Consider the following 25921-nt stretch of genomic DNA (forward strand, 5'->3'; position numbering starts at 1 on the left):
GTTAAACTCTATTTGTCGTTCCATTGTCAATCCTTAATATTATGTTATCAGATTGACACGAAATTTCTAATGCTCCCTTATAAAACTCTCCTTTTAATTGTATATATCTATCCAATAACCTTTTTTTGAGGAATTTTGGATAAAAGTCTTGTAAGTTTTTTCTCTAATATGTTTAACTGTATTTCTTAATGTAAATAGTGAAAACTTCTTTCCTTTCCAAACTTCCTTTGAAATATCTTCATAGTTTATTACATTATTTGCATTTTTAATAAGTAAGATTATTAATTCTCTTTCTATATTTGTAAGGCTAATGATTTTTTTCTTTTCAAATAATATCTTTTTATACATATCAAAATAAAATTTCTTTTCAAATAATATTTTTTGATTTTTTTGTAAAAAATTAAAACAAATTTCAATATTAGCAATTAAACTATTTTCATCAATATTTTCCTGAAGAATAGCATAAATATTCATATCTTTATAGATTGCTAAGTCATTTAAGATTTTATTCTGTAATATGATTACTGGTATATTAAAATCATAATTTTTAAATTGTTCGAAGATTTCTTTAATTTTTATTAATGAGTAATTACTATTATCAAATATAATTAAATTAAAAGTATTAATAGCTTTATTTAGTGAATAAAACTTGTCATAATTTAAAAAATGAAAAGCATAATTTTTATTTAAATGTTCTTCTAATTTTTCAATATAGTTTAAATTTTCAGTTAAAAATAAAATAGAATTATTCATGATAAAATCCCTTTAAAAAATTATTATATATATAATTCTACAATTAAATAATATTATAATAGTATCATTTTAATTATTTTTTATAATTTATTTAAATAAATTATAAATTAAACATACCTTTCTTACTTTTAGCTTTACTTTCTTCTAACTCAGTAATAATATATTCTAAAGCTTCAATTTTATTATTAAATTGCATTTCATTTTTTCTGAACATATCTATTAGATTATCTTTATGTTCAATTGTGTCTTTAAATTCATTCATTTTTTCAAGTAATAATTCTTTTTCAATTTTCAATTTTTGTAGGCTTTTTCTGAGTACTTCGCACTCTTCATTCTTTTTTCTTAATAAGTCTATTTTTCCACTAGATTGGTTTAAGCTACTTATCTCATATGCTTCTAATTGTTTCAATAAACCTGATTTTGATTTATTTACTTCTATAAGTTGTTTATCTAAATTGAATATATGATTTTTTAGTGATTCAACTTCCCCTTCTAATTTTTTATTCTCAATTAAACTATTGTAAGATTCTTTTTTTAGATGAGCAATATTTTGAAACATCTTTTTATTTAAATCTTTCTTTTCATTCTCCTGATCTGTTATGGTGTAAGCAATAAAAATATACTCTTGCACATTTTTATTTAAGTCATCATAGATTTTTATAATTTTAGTTTTTAAATATATAGATTCATTTTCATTTTTTTTTATTTTAATAGTATCTTCCCAGTTTTTACCATTTGATAAATTCTCTTTTAAATTATTAAAGGCAGAAGAAGCAGATATTTTTGATTTTAATGTGTCAAATTTTTGACCAATAATATCAGATCTTTCACAATCTATACTATTGCAAAAAAGGTCATTTATATAAGTAATATTAAAATCTAAATCCATTTTTATAATGAAGGCTATTTGCTCAATTGTCTTAAGATAGAGTTCAAGTTCGGTATTTTTTCTAAGTAATGTATTTTTTAAAAATAATTTCTCTGATGCTTTATTTATTACTTTTGTAATATCATCAAAATTTATTGGTTTAATAATAAAATCAGAAATTTGTAATTCAATTGCTTTTAATAAAACATCAGCTTCATGTCTTGCTGTAATAAAAACTACAGGCACTTGTGAATCTATTTCTCTAATCTTCTCTAGCATTTCCATTCCATCTACTTTAGGCATGTTAATATCACTTATTATTAGATCATATTTTTCATTATTAAGATATTTTTCTCTGAAAGCTAAATAACCTTCTAAGCCATTTTCTTTTGCATCAACTGTATTAAAAAACCTTTTTAATACTTTTGTAAAGATTTCTCTAGCACTTACTTCATCTTCAACATAAAGTATATTTAAAGTTTTTATAAAATTTTTCAACTCATTCATTTATCTTCCTGATTTTTTACTTTTATTGTATATCCTAAGCCATAAATATTTTCTATGTTTATTTCAGTTATTTTGTTTCGAAGACGAGAAATTATATTTTTTAAATTTGAAATATAATCCTTCTGCTCATAATCTTCATCCCATATCTGATATATCATTTCTGATAAAGAATATACTTTTTCTTCAGAACTTAATAATAAATCTAGTAATAGTAATTCTTTTTTTGTTAATTTGACTGGAATGCCATTTTTTAAAAGCATTTTTGTTTTTTTATTCCAAATAATATTTTCATCTATTTTTATTAGATATTTTTTTTCTATTCTAATGTATCTCTTATACTCTTTCTCAACAGTTTTATTTATTATAAAAAGAAATTTTTTTAAATCAATAGGTTTTAAAATATAATTATTAATATCAAATTGTATAGCATCAATAATAGTGTTTATTTCTTGTCTTGCAGTTACGAAAATAAAAGGAATATCATTATTTATTTCTCTTATTTTTTTTAAAAAAGTTAATCCATCCATTTTTGGCATATTTATATCACTAATTATTAAATCAATTTTATTAATCTTAAAGAATTCTAATGCTTCTTGACCATTTGTAGCTATAAGAACTGATTTAAAACTTTTTTCAAGAATATATTTTATCTTAGGTGTAAATAGTATGTCATCTTCAACATATAAAATATTTAATTGTTTTTTATAAGATTCTAATGTTATCATGCGTAATTATATTATTAAATAGTATTATAAATGTATCATTATTATTTAATATAGTTATTCTAAATATAAATGTATAGAAATTCTAAATTCAGCACCCTTATATATTTGATTTTTATACTTATATTCACTATTTTTAACTCTAATTTCACCATTCATTCCATTTATTATTTGTTTACACATATAAAGACCAATCCCTGTTCCTTCATGGTCCTCTTTAGTTGTAAAATAAGGATCAAATATCTTTTCAATAACATCAAGAGATATTCCCCCTGCATTATCTTTTATTTTAATTATATAATTTGTATCTTCTTTATATGAATCTATAAAAATAAATCTTTTTTGATTATTATCTAATTGAATAAATTCGTCTTTTGCATTTTTAAAGATATTTATTAAAACTTGTAAAAGTTCATTTCTATAACCATTAATTTCAGTATTATCTATATTTTTAATAAATTCAATATTATTAGTTGTAAATTGAGGTAATATTAGCTTAATAGTATCTTCAAATATATCTAGAAATTTAAAGTTAATTTTTGTTTTGTCAGATTTAAAGAAGTTTCTAAAATCATCAATTGTATGAGATAAATATTGTACTGAATTATTAATATTATCCATTCCTTTAACTATATCATTATCATTTAAACAGTTAAGGTCTTTTTGAATTTTTATTCCTGTAGATACTGTTGAGATTAGAGATAAAGGTTGTTTCCACTGGTGCGCTATATTTGCTATCATTTCTCCCATTGTTGCCATTTTTGATTGTTGAATTAAAAGTCTTTCTTTTTTAATAGTATTATTTATTTCTTTTTTTATCTCTTTTTTATAATTATTAAACTTTTTCTTGATTATTCCTGAAATGTAAAAAGAAATTATAAGTAAAATTAAGGTTAGTAAAACACTTAAAAATAAAATATTATTAATAATAATTTCATGCTCACGTTTTAATTCTATTTCTTTTTTATTAATTTTATTATTCAACTCATCTAAATAAAAACCAGTACCAATAATCCAATCCCATTCCTCAAGATACCTTACATATGAAATTTTTTCTACATTTTTTAGTATACTATCAGGTTTTGATGATGCTAAGTATTGTACATAACCTTCTTTGTTTTTTTCTATGAATTCAAACATATCTTTGACAAAATATTTTCCATTGGCATCTTTTACATTAAATCCATTGGTACCTATTTTATTCTTATTAAAATGAGATAAATAATTTCCTTCTTGATTAAAAACAAAGATATAAGCATTATCCTCAAGTCTTATTCCTTTGATTTTTTCTAGTAAATTATTTTGTATCTTTTTTTCAAAATCAACATAATATTCACCTGTTCCAATGGCAAAATCAAGGGGTTCAAAATATTTATAAAAACTGATTTTCTTATATGTTGTTTTATCGTTTTTTGATTTATACCAATAATATTCATCATAAGTTTCACTTTTGTTTTTGATTGTTTCCACTACCTTTTTCATATATTGATAACCATTTATATCTTTATATTCTAAAAGATTATGTCCTTCTAAATCTTTATTTAATGGCTGCAAAACTTTTAAACCATTTATATCATCAATAAATATATATCCCTTCCCTTCGTTATATAACATTCCTTCAAGGGCATATTTAATTGTTTTATATGTATGATCTTTTCTATCAATATTTTTATTGATTAAAAATGTTGACTCTACATTATAAATATTAGTTGCAATTTTATGTGCTTCGTACACTTTCTCTTTTAAAAAAGTTTTTAAGTCTTCATCTGATTTCTTAATTTCATATTTTATAGAATCAACAACTCTATCAATTTCATTTTTTATGTGTAATTTTTCTTTATTTATAAATTCACTTTTAAATGTTTCTATTTCTTTATTTAAAGTTTCATCTTTTTGTTTTATTATTGTATAGGTAATTAGAAATGAAAATATTAGTGTAGGTATAACTGCACCAAATTTAATGATTGCAAGTATTATTTTTTCGCTATTAAAAGTTTTCATATTTTCTCCACAATAAATTGGGGGATTATATTATAAAAGGGTATCAGAAAAGTATTATTATTTAAATAAATAATTTAATAATAATTGAAGCTCCATTTTTTTTGTTTTTAACGCTAATCTCTCCATTTAAATATTTCTCAACTATCATTTTACAAATATATAAACCCAAACCTGTACCATTTTTTTTCTCTTTAGTTGAAAAATATGGATTAAATATCTTATCAATAATATCCAAGTCTATTCCTCCTGCATTGTCTTCTATTTCAATAATTTGAAAAGATTCCATTTCAAAAAAGTTTATGGTGACTTGTGGATTTAAAATATTATTTAAAACTAATGCATCTTTTGCATTATTTAAAATATTTAAAATAACTTGTATAAGGTCATTTTTGTGTAAGTATATATTTTTTAGGTTTTTTGAAGTGTTTATATTTACTTTTATTCCTAGAATATCAAAACTATTTTTGATTAAAGTGTAACAATTGTTTACAACTTCATCAATTTTTACTAAATCTTTTTTTGAATCTTTTATTAAAAAATCTCTAAAATGATCAATTGTATTTGACATATACTGAACATAATCATTTATTTGAGTTAATTTTTCATCATAAGTATCTAAATCAATCTTTTTTAAATTGTATTTAAGTTTTAATCTAGTTATTATTGTACCAACTGCGCATAATGGTTGTCTCCATTGATGTGCTATTATTGAGACCATTTCACCCATAGCTGCTAGTTTTGATTGCTCTAAAACTATTTTTTCATTTTTTTTAATTTCTGTTAAATCTAGTACTGAAACCATTTTATAAGAAACATTATTTATATTTATATCTTTGATTTTTATAATTGCAGGTATGATATCTGCATTTTTATTTAATAGTGATATTTCTTGAAAAATTTTGCTGTTATATTCTATGAATTTTTCTTTTGATGTGGGTATTAGTATTCCAACTGCTAAATTACCAATAAGCTCTTTTTCGTTTTCATAACATAAAATATCTACTAATGACCTATTTACATGTTTAATAAAACCATCTTCTATAATCAAAATACCTTCAATTGTATTATCGGTTATTTCATGAATATCTGCAAAAAATTTTTTATTATCACTCATATTAAAATATTTCCAATTAAATTTATGTTTTATACATTATAATAGATTATATTAATTTTTTGGTTTAAAAAAAGGCTGTCAAATGTTGAATTATGCACTTTTAGAAAAATACTCAAAAGATATTTCTATTCTTTTTGTTGAAGACGATCTTAGTATAAGAACTGAAATAAAAGAGTTACTTGAAGAAATTTTTTCTATTGTTTATGTGTGCGTTGATGGGAAAGATGGACTTAAAAAATATCTAGATTTTTATAAAAAAAACGGTATCTATTTTGATTTAGTTTTAAGTGATATAAAAATGCCAAATATGGATGGTATTGAACTAATAAAAGCTATTTATAAAGAAAATTCTAATCAAATAGTTTTAGTTTTATCGGCACATAATGAGAGTACATATTTAATGCAGTTAATTAATCTTGGCATTAGACAATTTATTTTAAAGCCTTTGGATTATAATAATTTTTTAGATGTAATTTTTAAAATAAATAAAGATATCTATTTTGAGAAAAAAAAAGAGAAAGCAAGTGATTTAATAAAATTATCAGATAGTTTATTTTGGAACAAAAAAACTCAAGAGTTAACAGATAATAATAAAGTTATAAAATTAACAAAAAAAGAATTAATACTGCTTTCTTTACTACTAAAATATCCAGAAAAAACCAATAATAATGAAGAAATAATATCAACAGTATGGGCTGATGATTTTGATAAAAATCCTGATATTACAAATCTTAAAAATATAATCTCACGACTTAGAAAAAAGGTACCATCTTTAAATATGGAAAATATCTATAGTTTTGGATATAAAATACATATTGCTTTGGATTAATATTGATTAAAAATGATACTTTTGTAGTACTGTCTCTTGCTATAGTTTCTTAACATAAGAAAAAGGAGTATGTTATGAAAACTATAATTTTATCATCGCTTTTTATTTTACTTTTTACAGGATGTATTCAAGACTCAAAACAATTGAGTAAAGAAGAGTGTGAAAAGGGTGGATATCAACATGCAACAGAAAAAAAATTAAACTATAGAACAGGAAAATACGAATTAAGATTTATTTGTTTAAATAAAATACAATAGTTCTTTATCCAACTCTTCCTAATATTTTATATATATCAATATTTACAAGTTAAATATACAAAAATTTAGGATGTAATGATTTATTTTAAAAGTTAAAAATGTAAGTATTTAAAATAAAGAATAAATTTTTTATTTACTAATATTTAATTTATATTCATTGATTCTAATACGTCTTTCAATTTCTCTTTTAACTGCATTAAAAGCATAATTCTTATTTCCACCATGAATAGAGGTGATTAATCGTGATTTACATGATTCACAAATAAAATCTGTTTTTTTAACATCGGTGTGTTTGCTATGAGAAGAAGTATCATCATAAACTAATATTGAATTGCAATTGGGACAGTAGCATTGTAAATTTGTTATTTTATTTTTATGCCATTTCCATTTCCAATTTGCTCCATAAATAGAATCTTCTGTATATGTTGTATAGTCTAATTTAGAATTCTTTTTGATTAATATAAATAATGTAAATAAACTTATAATAGCAAAAATAGATGATAAAAGTAATATCCATGCAGGATAATTATAAGGAGTTATTTGAGTGTTTTCTAACCAAAAAATAGCCTGTGAAAACCATGAAGATGATATGATAAAATATTCTTGGGTTTTTTCAATAAATTGCAAAAGCTGACCTTAGTTTGTTTGAGTTTTCTATTTGAGAATCTTTTTTAATATTTTTCGGAATTATATCTTATTCATACTAAGATTTAAATTTTTATGTCAAAAAAAATGATAAATCTGAAGTATTGAAAAATTTAATCTTGAAATAAAGCTAATTAATCTTAAAATTGCGTAAAATAAATAAAAGGATTTTTACATATGCTATTTTCTAAACTAATTTTTTTGGATGAAATAAACAAATCACTAAGGGAAAATGCTTATGTATTACCAACAAAGATTCAAGAAAAAGTAATTCCTTTAATCTTAGAGAAAAAAGATATTATGGCAAAAGCTCAAACAGGTAGTGGAAAAACTGCTAGTTTTGTTTTACCTATTTTACAACTTTGGGATGAAAAAAAATATGAAGGAAAATCAAAAATTAGAGTTTTGATTTTAACACCAACTCGAGAACTAGCTTTACAAGTATCTCAATCTTTTGAATTATTTTCTCAAAATCTAGAAAAAAAACCAAAATTAGTAACTATTATTGGTGGAAAAAGTATAGGTGATCAGCTTTTAGATATACAAAAAGGTTGTGATATTGTTGTTGCTACTACTGGAAGATTGCTTGATATTTTAGAAAAAAAACAGATGAATTTGTCATCACTTGAATTTTTTGTTTTAGATGAGGCTGATAAAATGCTTGATTTTGGTTTTGAAGAAGAGTTAGATTTACTTTTAAATCAAATTCCAAAAGAAAGACAAAATCTACTTTTTTCAGCAACTTATCCTGTAAAAGTTCAAAATATAATTGCAAAAATCACAAGTAAAGCTGTAGAAGTTTTCTTAGAAGATGAAACAGCTACTGTACAAAGTATAAATCAAAGGGCAATAGAAGTAAATAAAGAGAATAGAAGCCCACTTTTGAGAAATTTAATACAAAAGGAAGCTTGGGAGCAAATACTTGTTTTTATGGCAAATAAACGCTCTTGTGATAATATAGCTGCAAAGTTTAGAAAATATGGCTTAAGTGCAGAGTCTTTTCATGGCGATTTACTTCAAGATGAAAGAAACGAAACTCTACAAGATTTCAAAGATAAGAGAATAAAAATTTTATTTGCTACAGATATTGCTGCTCGTGGACTTCATATTGATGATATTTCTTGTGTTGTAAATTTTGATTTACCAAGAGCTGCTGCTGATTATATTCATAGAATTGGTAGAACAGGAAGAGCAGGGAAGAGTGGAACGGCAATCTCTTTTATAGGATTAGAAGATTTTGAACACTTTGCATTGATTGAAAAAAAATGTGATTTAAAACTGCAAATAGAACAAATAGAAGGTTTTGAATTAATAGGAACAGTAGTTTTAAAAGAAAAAGGTAATGAGCCTGTAAAAGGTAAAAGAAAAAGTAAAAAAGATAAGTTACGAGAGCAAAAACTTTAAAAGACTAGATAGTCTTATAAAGCATTGCAGCTAATATAATTAAATTTAATATTAAAATATATTGTTTATAAGATGTTGCTTTTACCAAATGTTTTGCTTTTATTCCAAAATATACCCCAATAAGTGATCCAATACCAACTGTAGCACCTTCAAAATATAGCATTTGTCCATGAAGAGAAATAGATGCAAATCCTGCAACTGATGAGAATATTACGAAAAATAATCCAAGTGCAGTAGCTGATTTTAAATCATACTTCATAAATCCAACTAAAATAGGCGTTAATAAAATTGAACCACCAACTCCAATACTCATTGCAACAATTCCTATAAAAGCACCAATAATAAATAAAGTAAGTTTACTATGTGATTTTCTTTCACAATCATGAACAGCAGGAGAATAAAAAATTCGGATAATTGAAAAAATTAAGATAATGATAAATAAATATTGTAAAGATTCATTTGATACATTTGTTACAATATAACCACTTTGCAAACCACCAACAAACCCACCTAATCCAATAATTAGGCCATCTTTTACAACATTTTGAGCATGCTTAGCATTTAAAATAGATCCATAAATTGATGAGAAAACCATTTGCATAATAGATATTGCAACGGCTTCTTTCATTACGTATCCAAGAAGTAGAAGTAAAGGAACAAGAATCATTCCTCCCCCAACTCCAAAAAATCCAGATATAAAACCTGTGATTATTCCAAAGAAAGCAAGTTCTAATGTCAAGATTCACTCTTTTTAATTGAATTCATAGCTTCAATAAAATTATTATAATCCTCTTCAAGCTTTTTGTCTTTTATACTTACATCAATTCCATCTTCTTCTTTTAATGCAACTTCAACAACGTGAATTCGTTCAAGAAGATATTTAAACATTTCTTTATTGATATCAGGTAAATCACCATGTGCCATTTTACAGTTTTTATTATCACGTCTAATAATTTTTGCAGGAACTCCAACAGCAGTTGAATTATCTGGTACATCACAAACAACAACTGAATTAGCACCAATTTTAGAATTTTTACCAATAGTTATATTTCCTAAAACTTTTGCTCCACTTCCAATAACTGTATTTGATTTTACTGTGGGATGTCTTTTCCCTTTATTTAAACTAACTCCACCAAGAGTTACTCCTTGATAGATTAAAACATCATCTTCAACAATTGCAGTTGCACCAATAACAACTCCAATTGCATGGTCAATAAAAACTCTTCTTCCTATTGTACAAGCAGGGTGAATATCTGTTTTTGTAAGAAAAGAAGAAATACCATTTATAACTCTAGATAATTTTTTCCAACCTTTGTAATAAAGTTTATTAGCAATTCTATGATTTATAATTGCCCAAACACCTGGGTAATTAAAAAATAATTCTAAGTTATTGTCTAAAGCAGGGTCATTATTTCTTGGAACACAAAAGTCTTCTTTTATTTGTGCCCAAAATGAAATCTTTTCCTGCTCTTTGTCTTGTTCTTGCTCTTCTATTGTTTCATTATTCATGATAACTCCAGATAGTTTTTAAGTAACTATTTTCATTTAAATATTTTTCAATATCATTATAATTGTGGTCACTTAAATTTTTTCTTAATATTGCTCTTATTTCATTTGTATCGTAATCAATATCCTCTAAAATATCAATAATTTTTTGAGATTCTAAGATTTTTTCTAATACTACTTTTCCATCTTTAAATACAATATTTACTTCTGTTGGGTGAGAAAATAAATTATGTTTCATCCCTAAAGTATCTTGGTAAGCACCAACATTAAAGAAACCAATAAAGTAGTCTTCTTTATTTAAATTTACATCATGTAAATATAAAGGTTTTTTTATATCAAATGGTAACTCTCCATCACTATCACAAGTAATGTCCCATAATGAAGCACTTCTTGTAGGTTTTTCATCAAGATGAGTAATAGGCATTATTGGGAATTCTTGATCAATTCCCCAATAATCAGGAAGAGATTGGAATAATGAAAAGTTTAATAAATATTTTTCTTGAATATTTTCATCTAGTTTTTTTAATTCTTCATAATTATCAATTTGAAGTAAAGATATAGCTTTTTTTATTACTTGGTGAGTTAAAATTTCAGCATTTGATCTATCTTGTAAATCAATATAACCTAAATCAAATAATGTTAATAAAGATTCCATGTGGTCTATACTATCATGCATATATTCATAGGCAGTTCTTTCAGACATATCTCTTAATAAATCATGTAATTCTTGAATTAATGGAGGATTTTTTTCTTTTAATTTCAAATGATCAAGATCATATTCCGATGAAAATAATTCAAGTACAGGTGTTATTAAAACTGTAGATGCAGCAGATATAAATCTTCCTGATTCAGTGAAAATATTTGGTTGATCAACACCTTTTTGACGTGCAATATCTTTTAAAGTAAATATTACATCATTTGCAAACTCAGAAAGAGAGTAAAATCTTGTTCTTTCATAAGCATTATATTCAACTGCTAATCCACCACCAATATTAATTGCATTAAGATTTGCTGCACCTAAATTTTTAAGTTCTGCATAAATATGACCAGCTTCTCTTAATGCTTTTTTTAATGGTTTAATTGAATTCATAGCAGAACCTATATGAAAATGAATCATTGTTAGATATTGAACAATATTATTCTCTTCCATTAATTCATAAGCTTCTAAAATTTCTGTAGATGTTAATCCAAACTTAGAGTTAATTCCTCCACTTTTAGCCCATAATCCACTTCCTCCACTGTGAAGTCTAACTCGTAGACCAATACTTGGAGCTTTCATTTTTGTTTCTTTTAATACTTCAATAATCATTTCAAGCTCATTTAAACCTTCAATAATTAAAGTAATATCATGTCCCATACTTTTTGCAATAAAGCCTAAATGAATCATTTCTTTATCTTTAAATCCATTTACAGTAATTGGAGCGTTGATATTATTATAAGTCATAGCAATTACAAGTTCAGCTTTACTTCCAGCTTCTAATCCATAATTAAATTTTTTACCTTCATTAATCAAAGGATGAATAAAGTTAGGTAATTGATTTACTTTTAAAGGGAAAACTGCATTAAACGTTCCTTGATAATCATACTCCCTAATACTTGAATTGAATGTATTGTATAAAGTATTTATTTGCTTTTCTGTAATGTGAGGAAACCTTAAAAGTAAAGGACCTTTGAAATCTTGTTTTCTTATATCTTTAACAATAGAAATTAGTGAAGGCTTACAATCATAATTAACCTTTGCTAATCCATTTTCTATTATAAAATTATCATCACTCCATATGTCTATACCGTAGTTATTCACTTTTAAAAATCCTCTAATTTTAAATTTGTTTCTTCTTTTGTTTTTATATTTTTAATATAAATTGTTCCATTTTTTAATTCATTTTCTCCAATTAAGGCTACAATATTAGCACCTAATTTTTCTGCAATTCCAAAATGTTTCCCAAAACTTCTAGGTGCGTATTCTACTAAAGTTTTTGTTGTTTTTCTCTTTTGATTTGCAACTTTGATCATTATATTTAATGAGCTTTCATCTAAAGCACCTATATATATCACATCTTGATTACATTGTGGCATCTTTACAAGCTCTAACAATCTTTCAATTCCAATTGCAAAACCAATTCCACTAGTTGATTTTCCACCTAAAAATTCAACTAGTCTATCGTATCTTCCACCACCTGCAATTGCACTTTGTGCACCAATTTCATTACTAACGAATTCAAATGCAGTTTTATTATAATAATCTAAACCTCTAACAAGATTTGAATCTATTTCATAATTTATATTGTTAAAAGTTAAAATTTCTTTTAATTTTTCAAAATCAGTATCACAAGAATTACACAAGCTTGTTGTAATTTTTGGAGCATCTGTTAATAATAATTGACATTTATCATTTTTACAATCTAATACTCTAATAGGATTTACTAGAATCCTTCTATTACAATCTTCGCAAAGGTTTTCTTTGAAATTTGTTAAATGTTTAACCAGATTTTCTTTATACGGAGGCATACATTCATTACATCCTAAAGAATTTAATTTTAATGTAAATCCAATTCCAAAGAAATCAAGAATTTCTTTAAGCATTATAATTATATTTGCATCTTCAAAAACAGAATTTATTCCAAATACTTCACAACCAAATTGGTGAAATTCTCTTAGTCTTCCTTTTTGTGGTCTTTCATATCTAAACATAGGTCCATAGTAATACCACTTATAGTTTCCACCAGCACGATCAAGCTTTTTTTCGACAAAATATCTAACAACTCCTGCTGTTCCTTCAGGTCTTAAGCATACGTCGTTTTCACCTTTATCAATAAACTGATACATCTCTTTATTGACAATATCACTACTTTCTCCAACAGATCTTTTAAATAGTGCTGTTTCTTCTAAAAGAGGTGTTTCAATATATGAAAAACCGTAGTTTTTTGCAATTCTAGAAGCATTTTCTACAAAATAAGTAAATAAAGTACTCTCTTCATTTACAATATCTTTCATTCCTCTTAGACTTTGTATTGTTTTATTTGACATTTATAAATTCCTCTATCTTCTTTTCTATTTCTTCTATTTTTAAACTTGCATCTATAAAAATATAGTTTATATTTAATTTTTTTATAGTCTCTTTCATTCTATTTTGAATATTTAATAGGTAATCAATTCCTCTTAATTCTATAGAATCATTCTCTTTTTGAGACAATCTATATTTTAGCTCTTCTGGGCTTAGTTCAAGTAAAATTACATGAGTAGGAAGTGTATTATCTGTAGCGATTAAATTCAATTCTATTAATTTATCTATCTTTAATTGTGTTGAATAAGCAATACCCGATATTATCGATCTATCAGATATTATTGTATTATTTTTATTGGGCTTTATTACTTCTTCAATATGTTCAGCTCTATCAGCCATAAAAAGAAACATTTCAGCAACTTTTGATTTTGCTTCACCATTTAAAGCCATTACTCTTAGCTTACTTCCAAGCGTAGTTCCACCGGGTTCTTTTGTAAAAATAGCTTTTGGAAATTTATTTTTTAATAAATCTAATTGAGTAGATTTTCCAGCTGTATCAATACCTTCTATAACTGCATACATTTAACAACTTTCTCTGGAACTAAATGTTCAAATTTACCATTAAATCTAATAATTTCTCTTACAATTGTAGAAGAAACAAATGCATTTTGTAATGTTGGCATTAGATATAAAGTTTCAATTTTTTTATTTATTGAGGAGTTAGCATATCCCATTTGAAGTTCAAACTCAAAATCAGAAACTGCTCTTAATCCCCTGATAATAGTATTTACTTTAAGTTCAGTAGCTAAATCTACAAGTAAAGTATCAAATCCCAATACACTAACTCCCTCAATTTCTTCAACTGCTGCTTGTGCAAAAGCAACTCTTTGATCATGATTAAACATAGGTTTTTTAAGTTCACTTTTTGCAACAGCTATAATTACTTCGTCAAATATATTAGCAGCACGTTTAATAATATCCAAATGTCCATTTGTAATTGGATCAAAAGTACCACTATAAATGGCTTTCCTATATGAATTTATATCACAATTTTTTGACATATTTATTCCCATCTTTTATATAAGTTATTATCTATTTTTAGTAAATCAAACCATTTACCAATTAGAAATTTTTCCATATCTTCTAAACTTTGTTGAGCGCTATAATAGCCTAAAATTGGAGGTGCTATTATTACTCCTAAGTTTGATAATTTAAGCATGTTTTCTAATATAATACTATTTAAAGGCATTTCTCTAGGAGCTATTACTATATCTCTCTTTTCTTTTAACATAACTGTAAAAGCTCTTGTAATAAGTGAATCAGATATTCCAACAGCACATTTTGCTAAAGTGTTCATTGAACATGGCAATATTATCATTTTATCAACTTTAAAAGAACCGGATGCAATACTGGCTCCTATCTGAGAATCTTTAAAAACAGTGATATTTTCATAATCTTCAAATAATTTGTTTACAGACATACCTTTTTCAAGTTTTAAAGCAGTTTTAGCACTTTTTGAAAAGACAACAAAGACTTCAATCTCTTTTGGTATTTGCTTTACAAAATTTACTCCAAGATTAGAGCCACTAGCCCCTGAAATTGCAACAGTTATTTTCAAAAAAAACCTTTTAATTTAATATATTAAAAATGATAATAGCAAAAAAAAACTTTTAATTCAATCCACCTTATCATATATAAGAAACACCCCTAAATATAAGCTTGATTTAATGCAATATTTGATAACATATTGTATAAATAATATATATTATATTTAAACAATATGTATAATAAAATATTATTTAATATACCTTATGTAAAAGGATTTGATATGTCGAGATTTTTTACTTATATTAGAAAAAATGAGAATAATTCAAAATATACTCAAGAGCAAAAAGATTCTGTTGAAAAATATATAAATAAGAAAAATATTGATGTGTATAAAAATATAGAAATTAGTATTAATACTCCTCGTGAAGAAAAAAATATATTAGAACTATTAAAAAATTGTGAAATGAATTCAACTATTATTGTTTCAAATTTAAATGTTTTTGGAAGAACCATTGAAACTATTTTAGAAATAGTTAAATTCTTACTATCAAATAAAATCAGAATAATAATTGTTGAACAAAATTTAGATTTAATAGATGATAAAGATATGCTAACTCAGATGATCTTAAGTGTAATTTCAATGACAATTGGATTAGAAAAAGAGTTGATGAGTCTAAGAACTAAAGAAGCATTAACTGCAAAAAAATTAAATGGAATAGCTTTGGGAAAACCAAAAGGTACAATTCAAAAATCAAAATTTGATTTACAAAGGGATAAAATAGAAGAACTTCTAGCTGTTGGTCTATCTGTTAGAAAAATTTCAAAACTTCTAGGATATAACAATCATATAGGGTTGAATAATTATGTTAAAAAGAGAAAAATTAAGACAAATTTAAAAAATGAACAAAAAACATTATAATATTTATATTTATGATGGTTTAAATAAAATATAGTAAAATAAAATAATTAAAATTAATGGAGTTATTGTGAAAGTATTATTAACAAAAGATGTAAAAAGTTTAGGAAAAGCTGGTGAGATTAAAGAGGTGGCAGATGGTTATGGTAAAAACTTCTTAATTGGTAAAGGCTTAGCATTACACGCAACAACTGAAGTATTAAACAGATGGAAATCTGAACAAAAAAGAGCAGCTGAAAATGAAGCTAAAGAAATTGCAGCTGCAAAAGAATTATCAGAGAAATTAAATGCAACAAAATTAACAATTAAACATAAAATAGGGGCAAATGGTCATTTAATAGGTTCAGTAACAAATAAAGAAATTGCAGAATCACTAGAAGATCAATTTTCTATTATATTAGATAAAAAAAATATTTCATTAGATAAAAAAATCAAATCTGTTGGAATTTATGAAGTTGATTGTAAATTAGGTCATGCAATTCATGCAAGTTTAAAAGTTGATATTATTGGAGAATAAATAGATGTTTGATGCTACAACTATACTTGCCTATAAGGGTGTTAATAAAGCAGTTATTGGAGGTGATGGACAAGTTACTTTTGGAAATACTGTTTTAAAAGGGAATGCAACAAAAATCAGAACTCTTTATAAGGATCAAATTTTAGCTGGATTTGCTGGAAGTACAGCAGATGCATTTAATCTTTTTGATATGTTTGAAGGTCACTTAGAAGCTTGTAAAGGTGATTTATTAAAATCTGTTATCGCTTTTTCAAAAGAGTGGAGAAAAGATAAAGTTTTAAGAAGATTAGAAGCTATGATGATAGTTTTAAATAAAGAAAAAATTTTTATTTTAAGTGGAAATGGTGATGTTGTTGAACCTGAAGATGGGAGTATAGCTTCTATTGGAAGTGGTGGTAATTTTGCTATTTCAGCTGCACGTGCTCTTGCAAAACATTCTACTTTAGATGAAGAAGCAGTTGTTAGAGAATCTTTAATGATAGCAGGTGAACTTTGTATATACACAAATCAAAATATTAAAATATTAAAAATAGAGGATTAAAAAGTATGGATATGACACCAAAGCAAATCGTTGCATACTTAGATGATTATATTATTGGTCAAGCTGGTGCAAAAAAAACTATTGCATTAGCGCTTAGAAATAGATACAGAAGAATGAAAGTTGAACCAAAACTTCAAGAAGAGATAATGCCTAAAAATATTTTAATGATAGGTAGTACAGGAGTTGGTAAAACTGAAATTGCAAGAAGATTAGCAAAAATGATGGGATTACCATTTGTAAAAGTTGAAGCTAGTAAATATACAGAAGTTGGATTTGTAGGTCGAGATGTTGAGTCTATGGTTAGAGATTTAGTATATGAAAGTATTAATTTAGTAACAAAAGAATTTGAAGATAAAATAAAAGATAAAATTGAAGATGAAGTAAATAAAAAAATTATTGAAATTTTAGTTCCACCACTTCCTGCAACTGCTAGTGAAAGTGCAAAAGAATCTTTTATTAAAACTTATAATGTAATGGAAAAAAAACTTTTAGATGGAAGTTTAGATGACAAAAAAATTGAAATTGAAGTTCCTAAAAAAGCACATGTGGAAATCTTAGATTCTTCAATGCCATTTGATATGAGTTCTATGCAAGAAAGCTTAAATAAAATGTTAGGCGGAATGAATAAAGAAAAAATCAAAAAAGATGTAACTATAAAAGATGCAAAAATTCTTTTAAAAGGAGTTGCAAGTGATTCTCTTCTTGATCAAGAAGCTATAAAAATTGAAGCTATAAAAAGAGCTGAGAATGGTGGAATTATATTTTTAGATGAAATTGATAAAATTGCATCTGGTAAAAAGAATAATGGACAAGACCCATCAAAAGAGGGTGTTCAAAGAGATTTACTTCCAATAGTTGAAGGAAGTAATGTTCAAACAAAATTTGGACAAATTAAAACTGATCATATTTTATTTATAGCAGCGGGTGCATTTCATGTATCAAAACCAAGTGATTTAATTCCTGAACTTCAAGGAAGATTTCCTTTAAGAGTAGAATTAGAATCATTAGATGAAGAAGCATTATACAAAATTTTAACTAGCACTAAAAACTCTTTATTAAGACAATACAAAGCTCTGTTAGAGGTTGAAGATGTAGATTTAGAATTTGATGATGAAGCTATTAGAGCATTTGCAAAGTATTCAGTTACTGCAAATGAAATAACAGAAGATATAGGCGCAAGAAGACTTCATACTGTTATTGAAAAAGTTATTGAAGATATCTCTTTTAATGCAGATGAGAAAAAAGGTCAAAAAGTTATTGTAACGAAAGAATTAGTATCTGAAAAACTTGATGAAATTGTTGATAATGTTGATACAGCTAGATATATCTTGTAAGTTGTAGATTAATAATTTTTAGATAGAATAATTTAATAAAAAAATTAGGAGATAATATTATGAATATTATAACATTTTGCGAAGTAGATGAATCTTTATTTAATCCAGAATTTAATGTTGAACATTTTCATTCAGGAACAAGCTTAGAAGCAGATATTGTTATTATTAATATTGATTCAATATTTGAATTTGAAGAAAATAAGAGTAGTATAACTAAAGATAAATTTGTTTCAATAGCAATTATTGAAGATGAAAGTGATTATGACGCTTTTAAAAATTTTGGTATTGATGCATGGATTAGAATGTCGGAAATTTCGCAAATTAATAATATTATCAATTTAGTAAATAAAAGGCTTTTATCATAATTATAGATACTCACTGTCATTTAGACAATAAAAAATACTATGAAGATATAGATACAGTTATTAAAAATGCAGTAAATCATGGGGTTAAAGGTTTTTTAATCCCAGGAGCTGATTTTAATGACTTACCTCAAGCAATAAAACTTGCTGAAAAATACAAAGAAGTATATTTTGCTGTTGGAATTCATCCTTATGATATTGATATGTTTGATATTGAAATAATGGAAAAATATGTAAACCATCCTAAGTGCATAGCAATTGGAGAATGTGGTTTAGATTATTTTAGACTTCCTGAAAATGAAGATGAAAAAGTTGCAAATATAAAAAAACAAAAAGAAGTCTTTATTTCTCAAATTGAGTTTGCGAAAAAAGTTAAAAAACCTTTAATTATTCATATTAGAGATGCTTCTAATGACTCAAGACAAATACTTGTAGATTATAATGCAAAAGAAGTTGGTGGAGTCTTACATTGTTATAATGCAAGTGAACATTTACTTCCATTATCTGAGCATAATTTTTATTTTGGAATAGGTGGAGTTTTAACTTTCAAAAATGCAAAAAAATTAGTTAATGTTTTACCAAAAATACCAAAAGATAAATTAATAATAGAAACAGATGCTCCTTATCTTACTCCTCATCCTCATAGAGGTGAACGAAATGAACCTTATTATACAGTTTTTGTAGCTGCTAAAATGGCTGAACTACTTGACTTATCACAAGATGATGTTGAGAATTTAACAACAAATAATGCAAAAAAATTATTTAAAGAGTTTTCTAGCCTTTCTTAGATATAATCTTACTTATATCAATTAAGTGAGGATTTTTTGAATAAAATCATAGTGTTAATATTTTTTTTAATAAATACTCTTTGGGCAAATCTTGGAACAAACGAAGATTTAAGAGTTTTAAAAAACCTAGGACTTGAATCTTCATTTATTTCAGATAGTGAGCTAGTTGATATATTTAATGAGTATTCTTCTTCAAAAAAGATAAGTTATTATCGAAGTATTTTGAGAAAATCTTCATTAAATGCACAAGTTGTAAGAACAGAAATTGATAATGAGAATCTTCCAGAAGCTATATTTTTTATTCCTATGATTGAAACTAGTTTTGTAAATCATGTAAGAGGGAAAAATTCTCCTGCTGGACTTTGGCAGATTATGCCAGCAACTGCAAAACATTTAAAACTAAGAAATGATGAGTTTATTGATGAAAGATTGGATTTAATAAAATCAACTGATGCAGCTAGTTCTTATTTAAAAAGATATTATAAAAAATTTGATAAATGGTATTTATCAATTTTAGCTTATAACTGTGGCGAAGGAAGAGTTATTGAAGGATTAACTAGAGCTTCACTAGATATGTATATTGAAAATAATCCAAATAAAAGTACACAAATTTTAAAAAGTTATCAAAGAGTTCTTGATGATTATAAAAGAACAAAAAATGGAGTATCAAAAGTCTATGGTGTTTATGGAGAATTACAAAGTTTAGAAGTTCCTTTTAGTCTTGAGTATTTAATAGAAAATAATAAGCAAAGGGAATATTTACCTGAATCAAGCTTATCTTATTTAAAAAAAGTTGCTGTGTTTTCAATGCTTTCAAGTAGAGATTTGTTCGAAGATATAAAAAAAGCTCCATATAGATTAGAAAAAGTAAAAGCACAAAAAAATATACAATTAAAATCAATTGCGAGTGCTATAAATATGAATTCAAGTGAATTTGCAAATATAAATAAACATATAAGAAAACAAGTTTTACCAAAAGATTCTAAAAATTTTAATATTTATATTCCAAAGAATAAATTAGAACTTTATAATAAAAATATTGCTAACATAAAACCAGTTATTGATAAAAAAGTTGAAGAAGTTAAAAAAAATAAAGTGCTTGATAGCAAAAAAAATAAAGATGAAAAAAAGATTGTAAAAGATGATAAAAAGAAAGCCTTAATTTATACAGTAAAAAAAGGAGATTCATTTGAATCAATTGCAAAAGCATATAAAATAAGTGTAAAAAAACTTAAATCTGATAATAAAAAGAAATCAAATTTAATAGATATAGGAGATAAAATTGAGATTTATAAATAGAAATTTAAAAAATAGTATATTATTAAGTTTATTATTAAGTCTGTTATTTTTTACAGGATGTTCTCAAAAAAATGGTGATATAGATTATAGTTTTTATAAAGATACTAAAAACTCAAAAATTAATAATTCAAAAGAGATGCATAAATATACAATGAGACCTTATAGTGTATTTGGTATTACATATTATCCTTTTGTTGCAAAAATTGGTGATGATTTTGATGGTATTGCTTCTTGGTATGGTCCAGATTTCCATTCTAAGAAAACTTCAAATGGAGAAATTTATGATATGTATGATATGACTGCAGCTCATAAAACACTACCAATGAATACAGTTGTAAAAGTAGATAATTTAGAAAATGGTAAATCAATTATAGTGAGAATCAATGATAGAGGACCTTTTGTTAAAGGAAGAATTATAGATTTATCAAATAAAGCAGCTAATCAAATAGATATGGTTGGACGGGGTACTGCAAAAGTAAAAGTTACAGTTTTAGGATATAATGGAGAAATTGATAATAGAAATGCACCTGCTTTAGAAGTTCCAATTACGCAAGTAGCAAGTAATAATATTGAAAAAGAGATAGAATCAGGTATCGATGCTTTAGAGCCTTTGGAAATAAAAGAAGATAGCATTAAAACAAGTACTGTACCTCTTAGTAATTCAAGAAGTACTTCAAGTACAACTTCTAGTGCTAAAATTACAAGACCAAGTACAACATCATCTTCTAGCATATCTTCTTCAGTTGGAAACTATAATCTTCAAGTTGGAGCATTTAGTGTTGAATCAGGAGCTATAAAAGTTAAAAATGATTATCAAAAGAAATTTAGAAGCAATAAAGTAGAAGTACAAAAAGTAATGGTAAATGGAAAAACTTTGAATAAAGTATTTGTAAGAGGTTTTAATTCTTATGAAAATGCACAAGATTTCAAAAATGCAAATGGTTTAGATAATGCAGTTATAAGTAATGATTAGGATAAAAATATGATTGAAGTTAATAGAAAAACAAAAGAAACAGATATAAAATGTAAAATTGATATAAACGGTTGTGGAAAATCAAATATTCACACAGGTGTGGGTTTTTTTGATCATATGCTTGAAGCTTTATCAAAACACAGTGGAATTGATATTGAATTGTCATGTGATGGTGATTTACACATTGATGCACATCATACAGTTGAAGATTGTGGGATTGTTTTAGGACAAGCTTTAAAAAAAGCAATATTCCCAATTCAAGCTGTTGAAAGATATGGAAATGCTACAGTAGTAATGGATGAAGCAGCAACTACTTGTGCTTTAGATTTATCAAATAGACCTTATTTAGTTTATGAAGTAAATATAAGTGGAAAAGTAGGGGATTTTGATGTTGAATTAGCTGAAGAATTTTTTCATGCACTATCAGGAAATGCTGGATTAACTGTGCATATTATCCAAGATAGAGGAAGAAATAAACATCATATTTTAGAAGCATCTTTTAAAGCATTTGCTGTTGCATTAAGACGTGCTTTAATAAAAAACGAAAAACTAGGAATCCCTAGTACAAAAGGTATTTTATGATTGAATTAATTGTTTTAGATGTTGATGGTACATTAACTGATGGTAAAATTACTTATTCAAATAGTGGTGAAGAAACAAAATCTTTTGATGTTGCAGACGGTTTAGCAATTGCAGTTTGGACTAAAAACTTTGGTAAAAAAGCGGCAATTATCACAGGAAGAAATTCTTCAATTGTAGAAAAACGTGCAAAAGAGTTAAATATTACACATCTTCATCAAGGAGTAAAGAATAAACAAGAAGTTTTAGAAGAAATTCTAAAAAAAGAGGGTTTATCATGGAGTCAAGTTGCTGCTATTGGCGATGATTTAAATGACTATAATATGCTAAAAAAAGTTGGTCTTTCGTTTACTCCTGCAAATGGAACTCATTATTTAAAAGATTTTGTAAATGTTATTTGTCAAAATAAAGGTGGGGAAGGTGCAGTTAGAGAAATGCTTGAATACATTTTTAAAGAAGAAAATTTAGAAGAGGATTTTTTAAACGCATGGATATGAGAATTTTTACTTCAGTTCTTTTATTATTAGCATTAGGAGCTTATTTTTTTCCTGTTGAGAATTTAAAAAAGAATGTATTAGAAAAAGATTTACCATTAGTTATATTTGAAAAACCAATAATGTACACATTAAATGAAGAAAATGTAAATAGAATGGTTGTTTCTTCACATGCTGTAAAATATCAAGACAGAGATGAAATGTTCAATGCAGATATTATTTTAAAAAATAATGATAAAAGTAAAGATTTTAATCTTGAAAAACTTAAAGCAGATACAATAGTAAAAAAGGGTGATATTTATACTTTAACCAATAATGTAAATTATAAAAGAGATAATTTTATACAATTAGATACAGATGAATTGATTTATGATGATATTAAAAAAACAGCGCAAAATTCAAAACCTTTTAAAGGTGTTTATAATAAACATACTTTAAATGGTAATTCAGTATTTTTAGATATTAACAGTGATTTTATAACAGCTAAAAACACACATTTTGAAATAGATGTGACTAAAACCCAAAAAGGAAAAAAATGAAATATTTAATTGGAACATTACTTTGTTCTACATTGTTGTTTGCACAAACTGAAACTTTGGTAATTGATGCACAAGATTTTCAAGCAGATGATAAAAAAGGAATCTCTATTTTTACAGGTAATGTAAAAATTAAAATGGGTCAAGATAAGTTAAATGCTGATCGAGTTGATGTATTTTTTACCACAGACAAAAATAATGCTAAAATTCCTTTAAAATATGAAGCTACTGGAAAAGCAGATTTTGAAATAGTTACAAAAGATAAGCATTACATTGGTAATGGAGATAAAATTATATATTCTCCACAAAAAGAAGAATACACAATCATTGGAAATGGTTTTTTACAAGAAAAAAATGATGATAGAAAAGTTTATGGTGATACAATTTTTGTGAATCAATTAAATGGTGAAGCTAAGGTTAAAGGTAGTGAAAATAAACCTGTTAGATTTATACTAAATGTTGAGCGTGGAGAAGATAAAGGAACTAAAAAATGAAAATAACTGAAGCTAATTTTTTACAATCAGCGCAAGGAATTTCAGATTCACCAAGCCCTGATAGAGCTGAAGTTGCTTTTTTAGGAAGATCAAATGTTGGAAAGTCTTCACTTTTAAATACCTTGACAAATAGAAAAGGTTTAGCTAAGTCATCTTCAACTCCTGGAAAAACTCAACTTATAAATTATTTTGAAATTAAATTTAAAACGGATAACGAAGAATTACCATATTTATTTGCAAGATTTGTAGATTTACCTGGTTTTGGATATGCAAAAGTAGCAAAAAGTTTAAAAGCAGAATGGAATAGAAATTTAACAGCCTATTTAGAGCAAAGACCAAATTTACAAATATTTGTACATTTAATTGATTCAAGACATCCTTTACTTGATATTGATAAAAATGTTAATGAGTTTCTAAAAACTATTAAAAGAGGCGATCAAATTATTGTTCAAGCTTTTACTAAAATTGATAAATTAAAAATGAATGATTTAGCAAAATTAAAAAGAGAATACCCAGAAGGAATTTTTATATCAAATTTGAAAAAAAAGGGTATGATAGATTTACAAAATAAAATTACAGGATACTTATTTGGACATTAGATTTTATAAACCAACTGTAGCTGATATTACAAAAATGCAAGATATTGTAAGAGAAGAAGTTGATAAAGGGAAAATTCTTTTAAGAACTGCTGATGAAATGGCTACAACAATTCGATCTTATACTGTTGTTGAAGTTGATGGTAAAATGGCAGGATTTACAGCAACTCACATCCATTCTCCAAGACTTGCTGAAGTGAGAAGTTTAGTTGTAGGCAAAGATTTCAGAGGGTTAAAACTTGGAAAAAAACTAGTTGAATCTTGTATTAAAGAAGCAAAAGAGTACGGAATAGAGCAACTATTATCTTTAACTTATGAACAGGGTTTTTTTGAATCTTGTGGATTTAGAGTTATTTCAAAAGAAGAAATTCCAGAACACAAAATTTGGGCTGATTGTATAAGATGTAAACATTTTCCTATTTGTGATGAAATTGCAATGGTAATAGATTTGTAATTCATCATTTTTTATATAGTCTTGAAATTCAAAACTATCTTTTTTAGTGTACAATGTACTTAAATATTATCTAAAAGGATTGATTTATGTGGTTATCCACTAGTTGTACTTTCAAATTTTATATTTCTGAAACGACTCCTTTTTTATTTATGTTAAGACCTCGTGGAGATTTAAATCAACATATTACTTTTGAAGAGTTTATAATAAAACCAAATTTAGAAATAACACAATTTCAAGATATTTATGGTAACTTTTATCAAAGATTTGTTGCTCCTCCTGGAAAATTAAAAATTCAAAGTAAAGCTAAAATTAAAATAAATAAAAATCATAATAATGCTTTTGGAAAAGAGTTTATAGAAGTTCATTCTTTACCTGAAAATGTACTTTTATATTTACTTCCAAGTAGATATTGTGAATCAGATTATTTTAATTTAATGGCATCTGAAATTACTCAAGGCTTAGCTTTGGGATATGAACAAGTTAATGCAATAACCAATTGGATACGAAATAATATTAATTATGAACATAGTAGTAGTGATATTCAAGTAAGTGCTATTGAAGTAAATAATAGAAAATATGGAGTATGTAGAGATTTTGCTCATCTTGCAATTGCTTTATGTAGAAGTATAAGTATTCCTTCTCGTATAGTAGTTGGATATTTATATAAATTAGAACCGATGGATTTACATGCTTGGTTTGAAGTTTATTTAGGAGATGCTTGGTATAGATTTGATGCAACACAAGAAGCAAATAAAGAAGGATATGTTGTAATCGCATATGGAAGAGATGCAGCTGATGTTGCTGTTTATAACCAATATGGAGCGACACTTTTCCCTAGTTCTCAAAAGGTTAAAGTAAAAAAGATAAAAGAGTAAATAAA

31 protein-coding genes are annotated in these 25921 nt (G+C 25.5%); 18 read left to right on the plus strand and 13 right to left on the minus strand.

Annotated features, from left to right (window positions below):
• Window positions 1-93 precede the first annotated feature (93 nt).
• From ABVS04_RS09090 to ABVS04_RS09110, 5 genes are all read right to left on the minus strand, one after another.
• Window positions 94-753 (minus strand): transcriptional regulator, encoded by a 660-nt coding sequence (locus ABVS04_RS09090; RefSeq protein ID WP_368030386.1) that lies wholly within the window; start codon window positions 751-753, stop codon window positions 94-96.
• 100 nt (window positions 754-853) lie between these two features.
• Window positions 854-2128: a response regulator gene (locus tag ABVS04_RS09095; RefSeq protein ID WP_368030387.1), complete on the minus strand. Its 1275-nt coding sequence runs from the start codon at window positions 2126-2128 to the stop codon at window positions 854-856.
• Window positions 2125-2853, minus strand: a complete 729-nt coding sequence (locus ABVS04_RS09100) for a response regulator transcription factor (RefSeq protein WP_368030388.1) — start codon at window positions 2851-2853, stop codon at window positions 2125-2127. The genes ABVS04_RS09095 and ABVS04_RS09100 overlap by 4 nt, the downstream gene beginning before the upstream one ends.
• Before the next feature lie 54 nt (window positions 2854-2907).
• A complete protein-coding gene (locus ABVS04_RS09105) occupies window positions 2908-4851 on the minus strand; it encodes a cache domain-containing protein (RefSeq protein WP_368030389.1) in 1944 nt (647 codons plus the stop codon).
• 61 nt (window positions 4852-4912) lie between these two features.
• Entirely contained in the window at window positions 4913-5965 is a 1053-nt protein-coding gene (locus ABVS04_RS09110) for a sensor histidine kinase (protein ID WP_368030390.1), read from the minus strand.
• Between the two features lie 82 nt (window positions 5966-6047).
• Between ABVS04_RS09110 and ABVS04_RS09115 the strand changes: the two genes are divergently transcribed.
• Window positions 6048-6794, plus strand: a complete 747-nt coding sequence (locus ABVS04_RS09115) for a response regulator transcription factor (RefSeq protein WP_368030391.1) — start codon at window positions 6048-6050, stop codon at window positions 6792-6794.
• 74 nt (window positions 6795-6868) lie between these two features.
• A complete protein-coding gene (locus ABVS04_RS09120; RefSeq protein WP_368030392.1) occupies window positions 6869-7051 on the plus strand; it encodes a hypothetical protein in 183 nt (60 codons plus the stop codon).
• A gap of 129 nt (window positions 7052-7180) precedes the next feature.
• Here ABVS04_RS09120 and ABVS04_RS09125 read toward each other — a convergent pair whose 3' ends face one another.
• Window positions 7181-7678: a hypothetical protein gene (locus tag ABVS04_RS09125; RefSeq protein WP_368030393.1), complete on the minus strand. Its 498-nt coding sequence runs from the start codon at window positions 7676-7678 to the stop codon at window positions 7181-7183.
• Window positions 7679-7873: 195 nt separating this feature from the next.
• Here ABVS04_RS09125 and ABVS04_RS09130 point away from each other — a divergent pair, with 195 nt between their 5' ends.
• Window positions 7874-9100: a DEAD/DEAH box helicase gene (locus tag ABVS04_RS09130; protein ID WP_368030394.1), complete on the plus strand. Its 1227-nt coding sequence runs from the start codon at window positions 7874-7876 to the stop codon at window positions 9098-9100.
• Between the two features lie 4 nt (window positions 9101-9104).
• On the opposite strand, the gene ABVS04_RS09135 is transcribed toward ABVS04_RS09130, so the two are convergent.
• Genes ABVS04_RS09135 through ABVS04_RS09165 form a run of 7 tightly spaced genes read right to left on the minus strand, consistent with a single transcriptional unit; the run spans window position 9105 to window position 15228 of the window.
• Complete coding sequence (locus ABVS04_RS09135; RefSeq protein ID WP_368030395.1) at window positions 9105-9839, minus strand: sulfite exporter TauE/SafE family protein; 735 nt, start codon at window positions 9837-9839, stop codon at window positions 9105-9107.
• The gene (gene cysE, locus ABVS04_RS09140) at window positions 9836-10609 is read right to left on the minus strand and encodes a serine O-acetyltransferase (protein ID WP_368030396.1); all 774 of its coding nucleotides are present in this window, start codon (window positions 10607-10609) and stop codon (window positions 9836-9838) included. The genes ABVS04_RS09135 and cysE overlap by 4 nt, the downstream gene beginning before the upstream one ends.
• Entirely contained in the window at window positions 10602-12407 is a 1806-nt protein-coding gene (gene speA / locus ABVS04_RS09145) for a biosynthetic arginine decarboxylase (protein WP_368030397.1), read from the minus strand. The genes cysE and speA overlap by 8 nt, the downstream gene beginning before the upstream one ends.
• A gap of 2 nt (window positions 12408-12409) precedes the next feature.
• Entirely contained in the window at window positions 12410-13633 is a 1224-nt protein-coding gene (gene hisS, locus ABVS04_RS09150) for a histidine--tRNA ligase (protein ID WP_368030398.1), read from the minus strand.
• A complete protein-coding gene (tmk, locus tag ABVS04_RS09155; protein WP_368030399.1) occupies window positions 13623-14192 on the minus strand; it encodes a dTMP kinase in 570 nt (189 codons plus the stop codon). Before tmk ends, hisS begins: the two co-directional genes overlap by 11 nt.
• Entirely contained in the window at window positions 14177-14671 is a 495-nt protein-coding gene (gene coaD / locus ABVS04_RS09160) for a pantetheine-phosphate adenylyltransferase (RefSeq protein WP_368030400.1), read from the minus strand. Before coaD ends, tmk begins: the two co-directional genes overlap by 16 nt.
• Before the next feature lie 2 nt (window positions 14672-14673).
• Window positions 14674-15228, minus strand: a complete 555-nt coding sequence (locus tag ABVS04_RS09165; protein ID WP_368030401.1) for a UbiX family flavin prenyltransferase — start codon at window positions 15226-15228, stop codon at window positions 14674-14676.
• 210 nt (window positions 15229-15438) lie between these two features.
• Here ABVS04_RS09165 and ABVS04_RS09170 point away from each other — a divergent pair, with 210 nt between their 5' ends.
• The 15 genes from ABVS04_RS09170 to ABVS04_RS09240 all read left to right on the plus strand — a co-directional run bounded on the left by ABVS04_RS09170 (window position 15439) and on the right by ABVS04_RS09240 (window position 25916).
• A complete protein-coding gene (locus ABVS04_RS09170) occupies window positions 15439-16077 on the plus strand; it encodes a recombinase family protein (protein ID WP_368030402.1) in 639 nt (212 codons plus the stop codon).
• A 67-nt stretch (window positions 16078-16144) separates the two neighbouring features.
• Complete coding sequence (gene rplI, locus ABVS04_RS09175) at window positions 16145-16591, plus strand: 50S ribosomal protein L9 (protein ID WP_368030403.1); 447 nt, start codon at window positions 16145-16147, stop codon at window positions 16589-16591.
• Between the two features lie 4 nt (window positions 16592-16595).
• Window positions 16596-17132: an ATP-dependent protease subunit HslV gene (hslV, locus tag ABVS04_RS09180; protein WP_368030404.1), complete on the plus strand. Its 537-nt coding sequence runs from the start codon at window positions 16596-16598 to the stop codon at window positions 17130-17132.
• Between the two features lie 5 nt (window positions 17133-17137).
• Entirely contained in the window at window positions 17138-18466 is a 1329-nt protein-coding gene (gene hslU / locus ABVS04_RS09185) for an ATP-dependent protease ATPase subunit HslU (protein WP_368030405.1), read from the plus strand.
• A 59-nt stretch (window positions 18467-18525) separates the two neighbouring features.
• On the plus strand, window positions 18526-18831 hold the full coding sequence (locus ABVS04_RS09190; protein ID WP_368030406.1) for a hypothetical protein: 306 nt from the start codon (window positions 18526-18528) through the stop codon (window positions 18829-18831).
• On the plus strand, window positions 18828-19616 hold the full coding sequence (locus ABVS04_RS09195; RefSeq protein WP_368030496.1) for a TatD family hydrolase: 789 nt from the start codon (window positions 18828-18830) through the stop codon (window positions 19614-19616). Before ABVS04_RS09190 ends, ABVS04_RS09195 begins: the two co-directional genes overlap by 4 nt.
• 36 nt (window positions 19617-19652) lie before the next feature.
• Window positions 19653-20915 carry a transglycosylase SLT domain-containing protein gene (locus ABVS04_RS09200; RefSeq protein ID WP_368030407.1) on the plus strand — a complete coding sequence of 421 codons (1263 nt, stop codon included), beginning with the start codon at window positions 19653-19655 and terminating at the stop codon, window positions 20913-20915.
• The gene (locus tag ABVS04_RS09205) at window positions 20899-21888 is read left to right on the plus strand and encodes a septal ring lytic transglycosylase RlpA family protein (protein WP_368030408.1); all 990 of its coding nucleotides are present in this window, start codon (window positions 20899-20901) and stop codon (window positions 21886-21888) included. Before ABVS04_RS09200 ends, ABVS04_RS09205 begins: the two co-directional genes overlap by 17 nt.
• Before the next feature lie 9 nt (window positions 21889-21897).
• Window positions 21898-22470 carry an imidazoleglycerol-phosphate dehydratase HisB gene (hisB, locus tag ABVS04_RS09210; RefSeq protein ID WP_368030409.1) on the plus strand — a complete coding sequence of 191 codons (573 nt, stop codon included), beginning with the start codon at window positions 21898-21900 and terminating at the stop codon, window positions 22468-22470.
• Window positions 22467-22964 (plus strand): KdsC family phosphatase, encoded by a 498-nt coding sequence (locus ABVS04_RS09215; RefSeq protein WP_368030410.1) that lies wholly within the window; start codon window positions 22467-22469, stop codon window positions 22962-22964. The genes hisB and ABVS04_RS09215 overlap by 4 nt, the downstream gene beginning before the upstream one ends.
• Complete coding sequence (locus ABVS04_RS09220; protein ID WP_368030411.1) at window positions 22955-23500, plus strand: hypothetical protein; 546 nt, start codon at window positions 22955-22957, stop codon at window positions 23498-23500. The genes ABVS04_RS09215 and ABVS04_RS09220 overlap by 10 nt, the downstream gene beginning before the upstream one ends.
• Window positions 23497-23991, plus strand: a complete 495-nt coding sequence (gene lptA, locus ABVS04_RS09225) for a lipopolysaccharide transport periplasmic protein LptA (RefSeq protein ID WP_368030412.1) — start codon at window positions 23497-23499, stop codon at window positions 23989-23991. The genes ABVS04_RS09220 and lptA overlap by 4 nt, the downstream gene beginning before the upstream one ends.
• The gene (yihA, locus tag ABVS04_RS09230; protein WP_368030413.1) at window positions 23988-24590 is read left to right on the plus strand and encodes a ribosome biogenesis GTP-binding protein YihA/YsxC; all 603 of its coding nucleotides are present in this window, start codon (window positions 23988-23990) and stop codon (window positions 24588-24590) included. Before lptA ends, yihA begins: the two co-directional genes overlap by 4 nt.
• On the plus strand, window positions 24580-25041 hold the full coding sequence (locus ABVS04_RS09235; protein WP_368030414.1) for an N-acetyltransferase: 462 nt from the start codon (window positions 24580-24582) through the stop codon (window positions 25039-25041). Before yihA ends, ABVS04_RS09235 begins: the two co-directional genes overlap by 11 nt.
• Window positions 25042-25127: 86 nt before the next feature.
• Window positions 25128-25916: a transglutaminase family protein gene (locus tag ABVS04_RS09240; RefSeq protein ID WP_368030415.1), complete on the plus strand. Its 789-nt coding sequence runs from the start codon at window positions 25128-25130 to the stop codon at window positions 25914-25916.
• Window positions 25917-25921: the final 5 nt, after the last annotated feature.

The sequence above is a fragment of the Arcobacter sp. s6 genome (assembly GCF_040884245.1).
Taxonomy (GTDB): Bacteria; Campylobacterota; Campylobacteria; order Campylobacterales; family Arcobacteraceae; genus Aliarcobacter.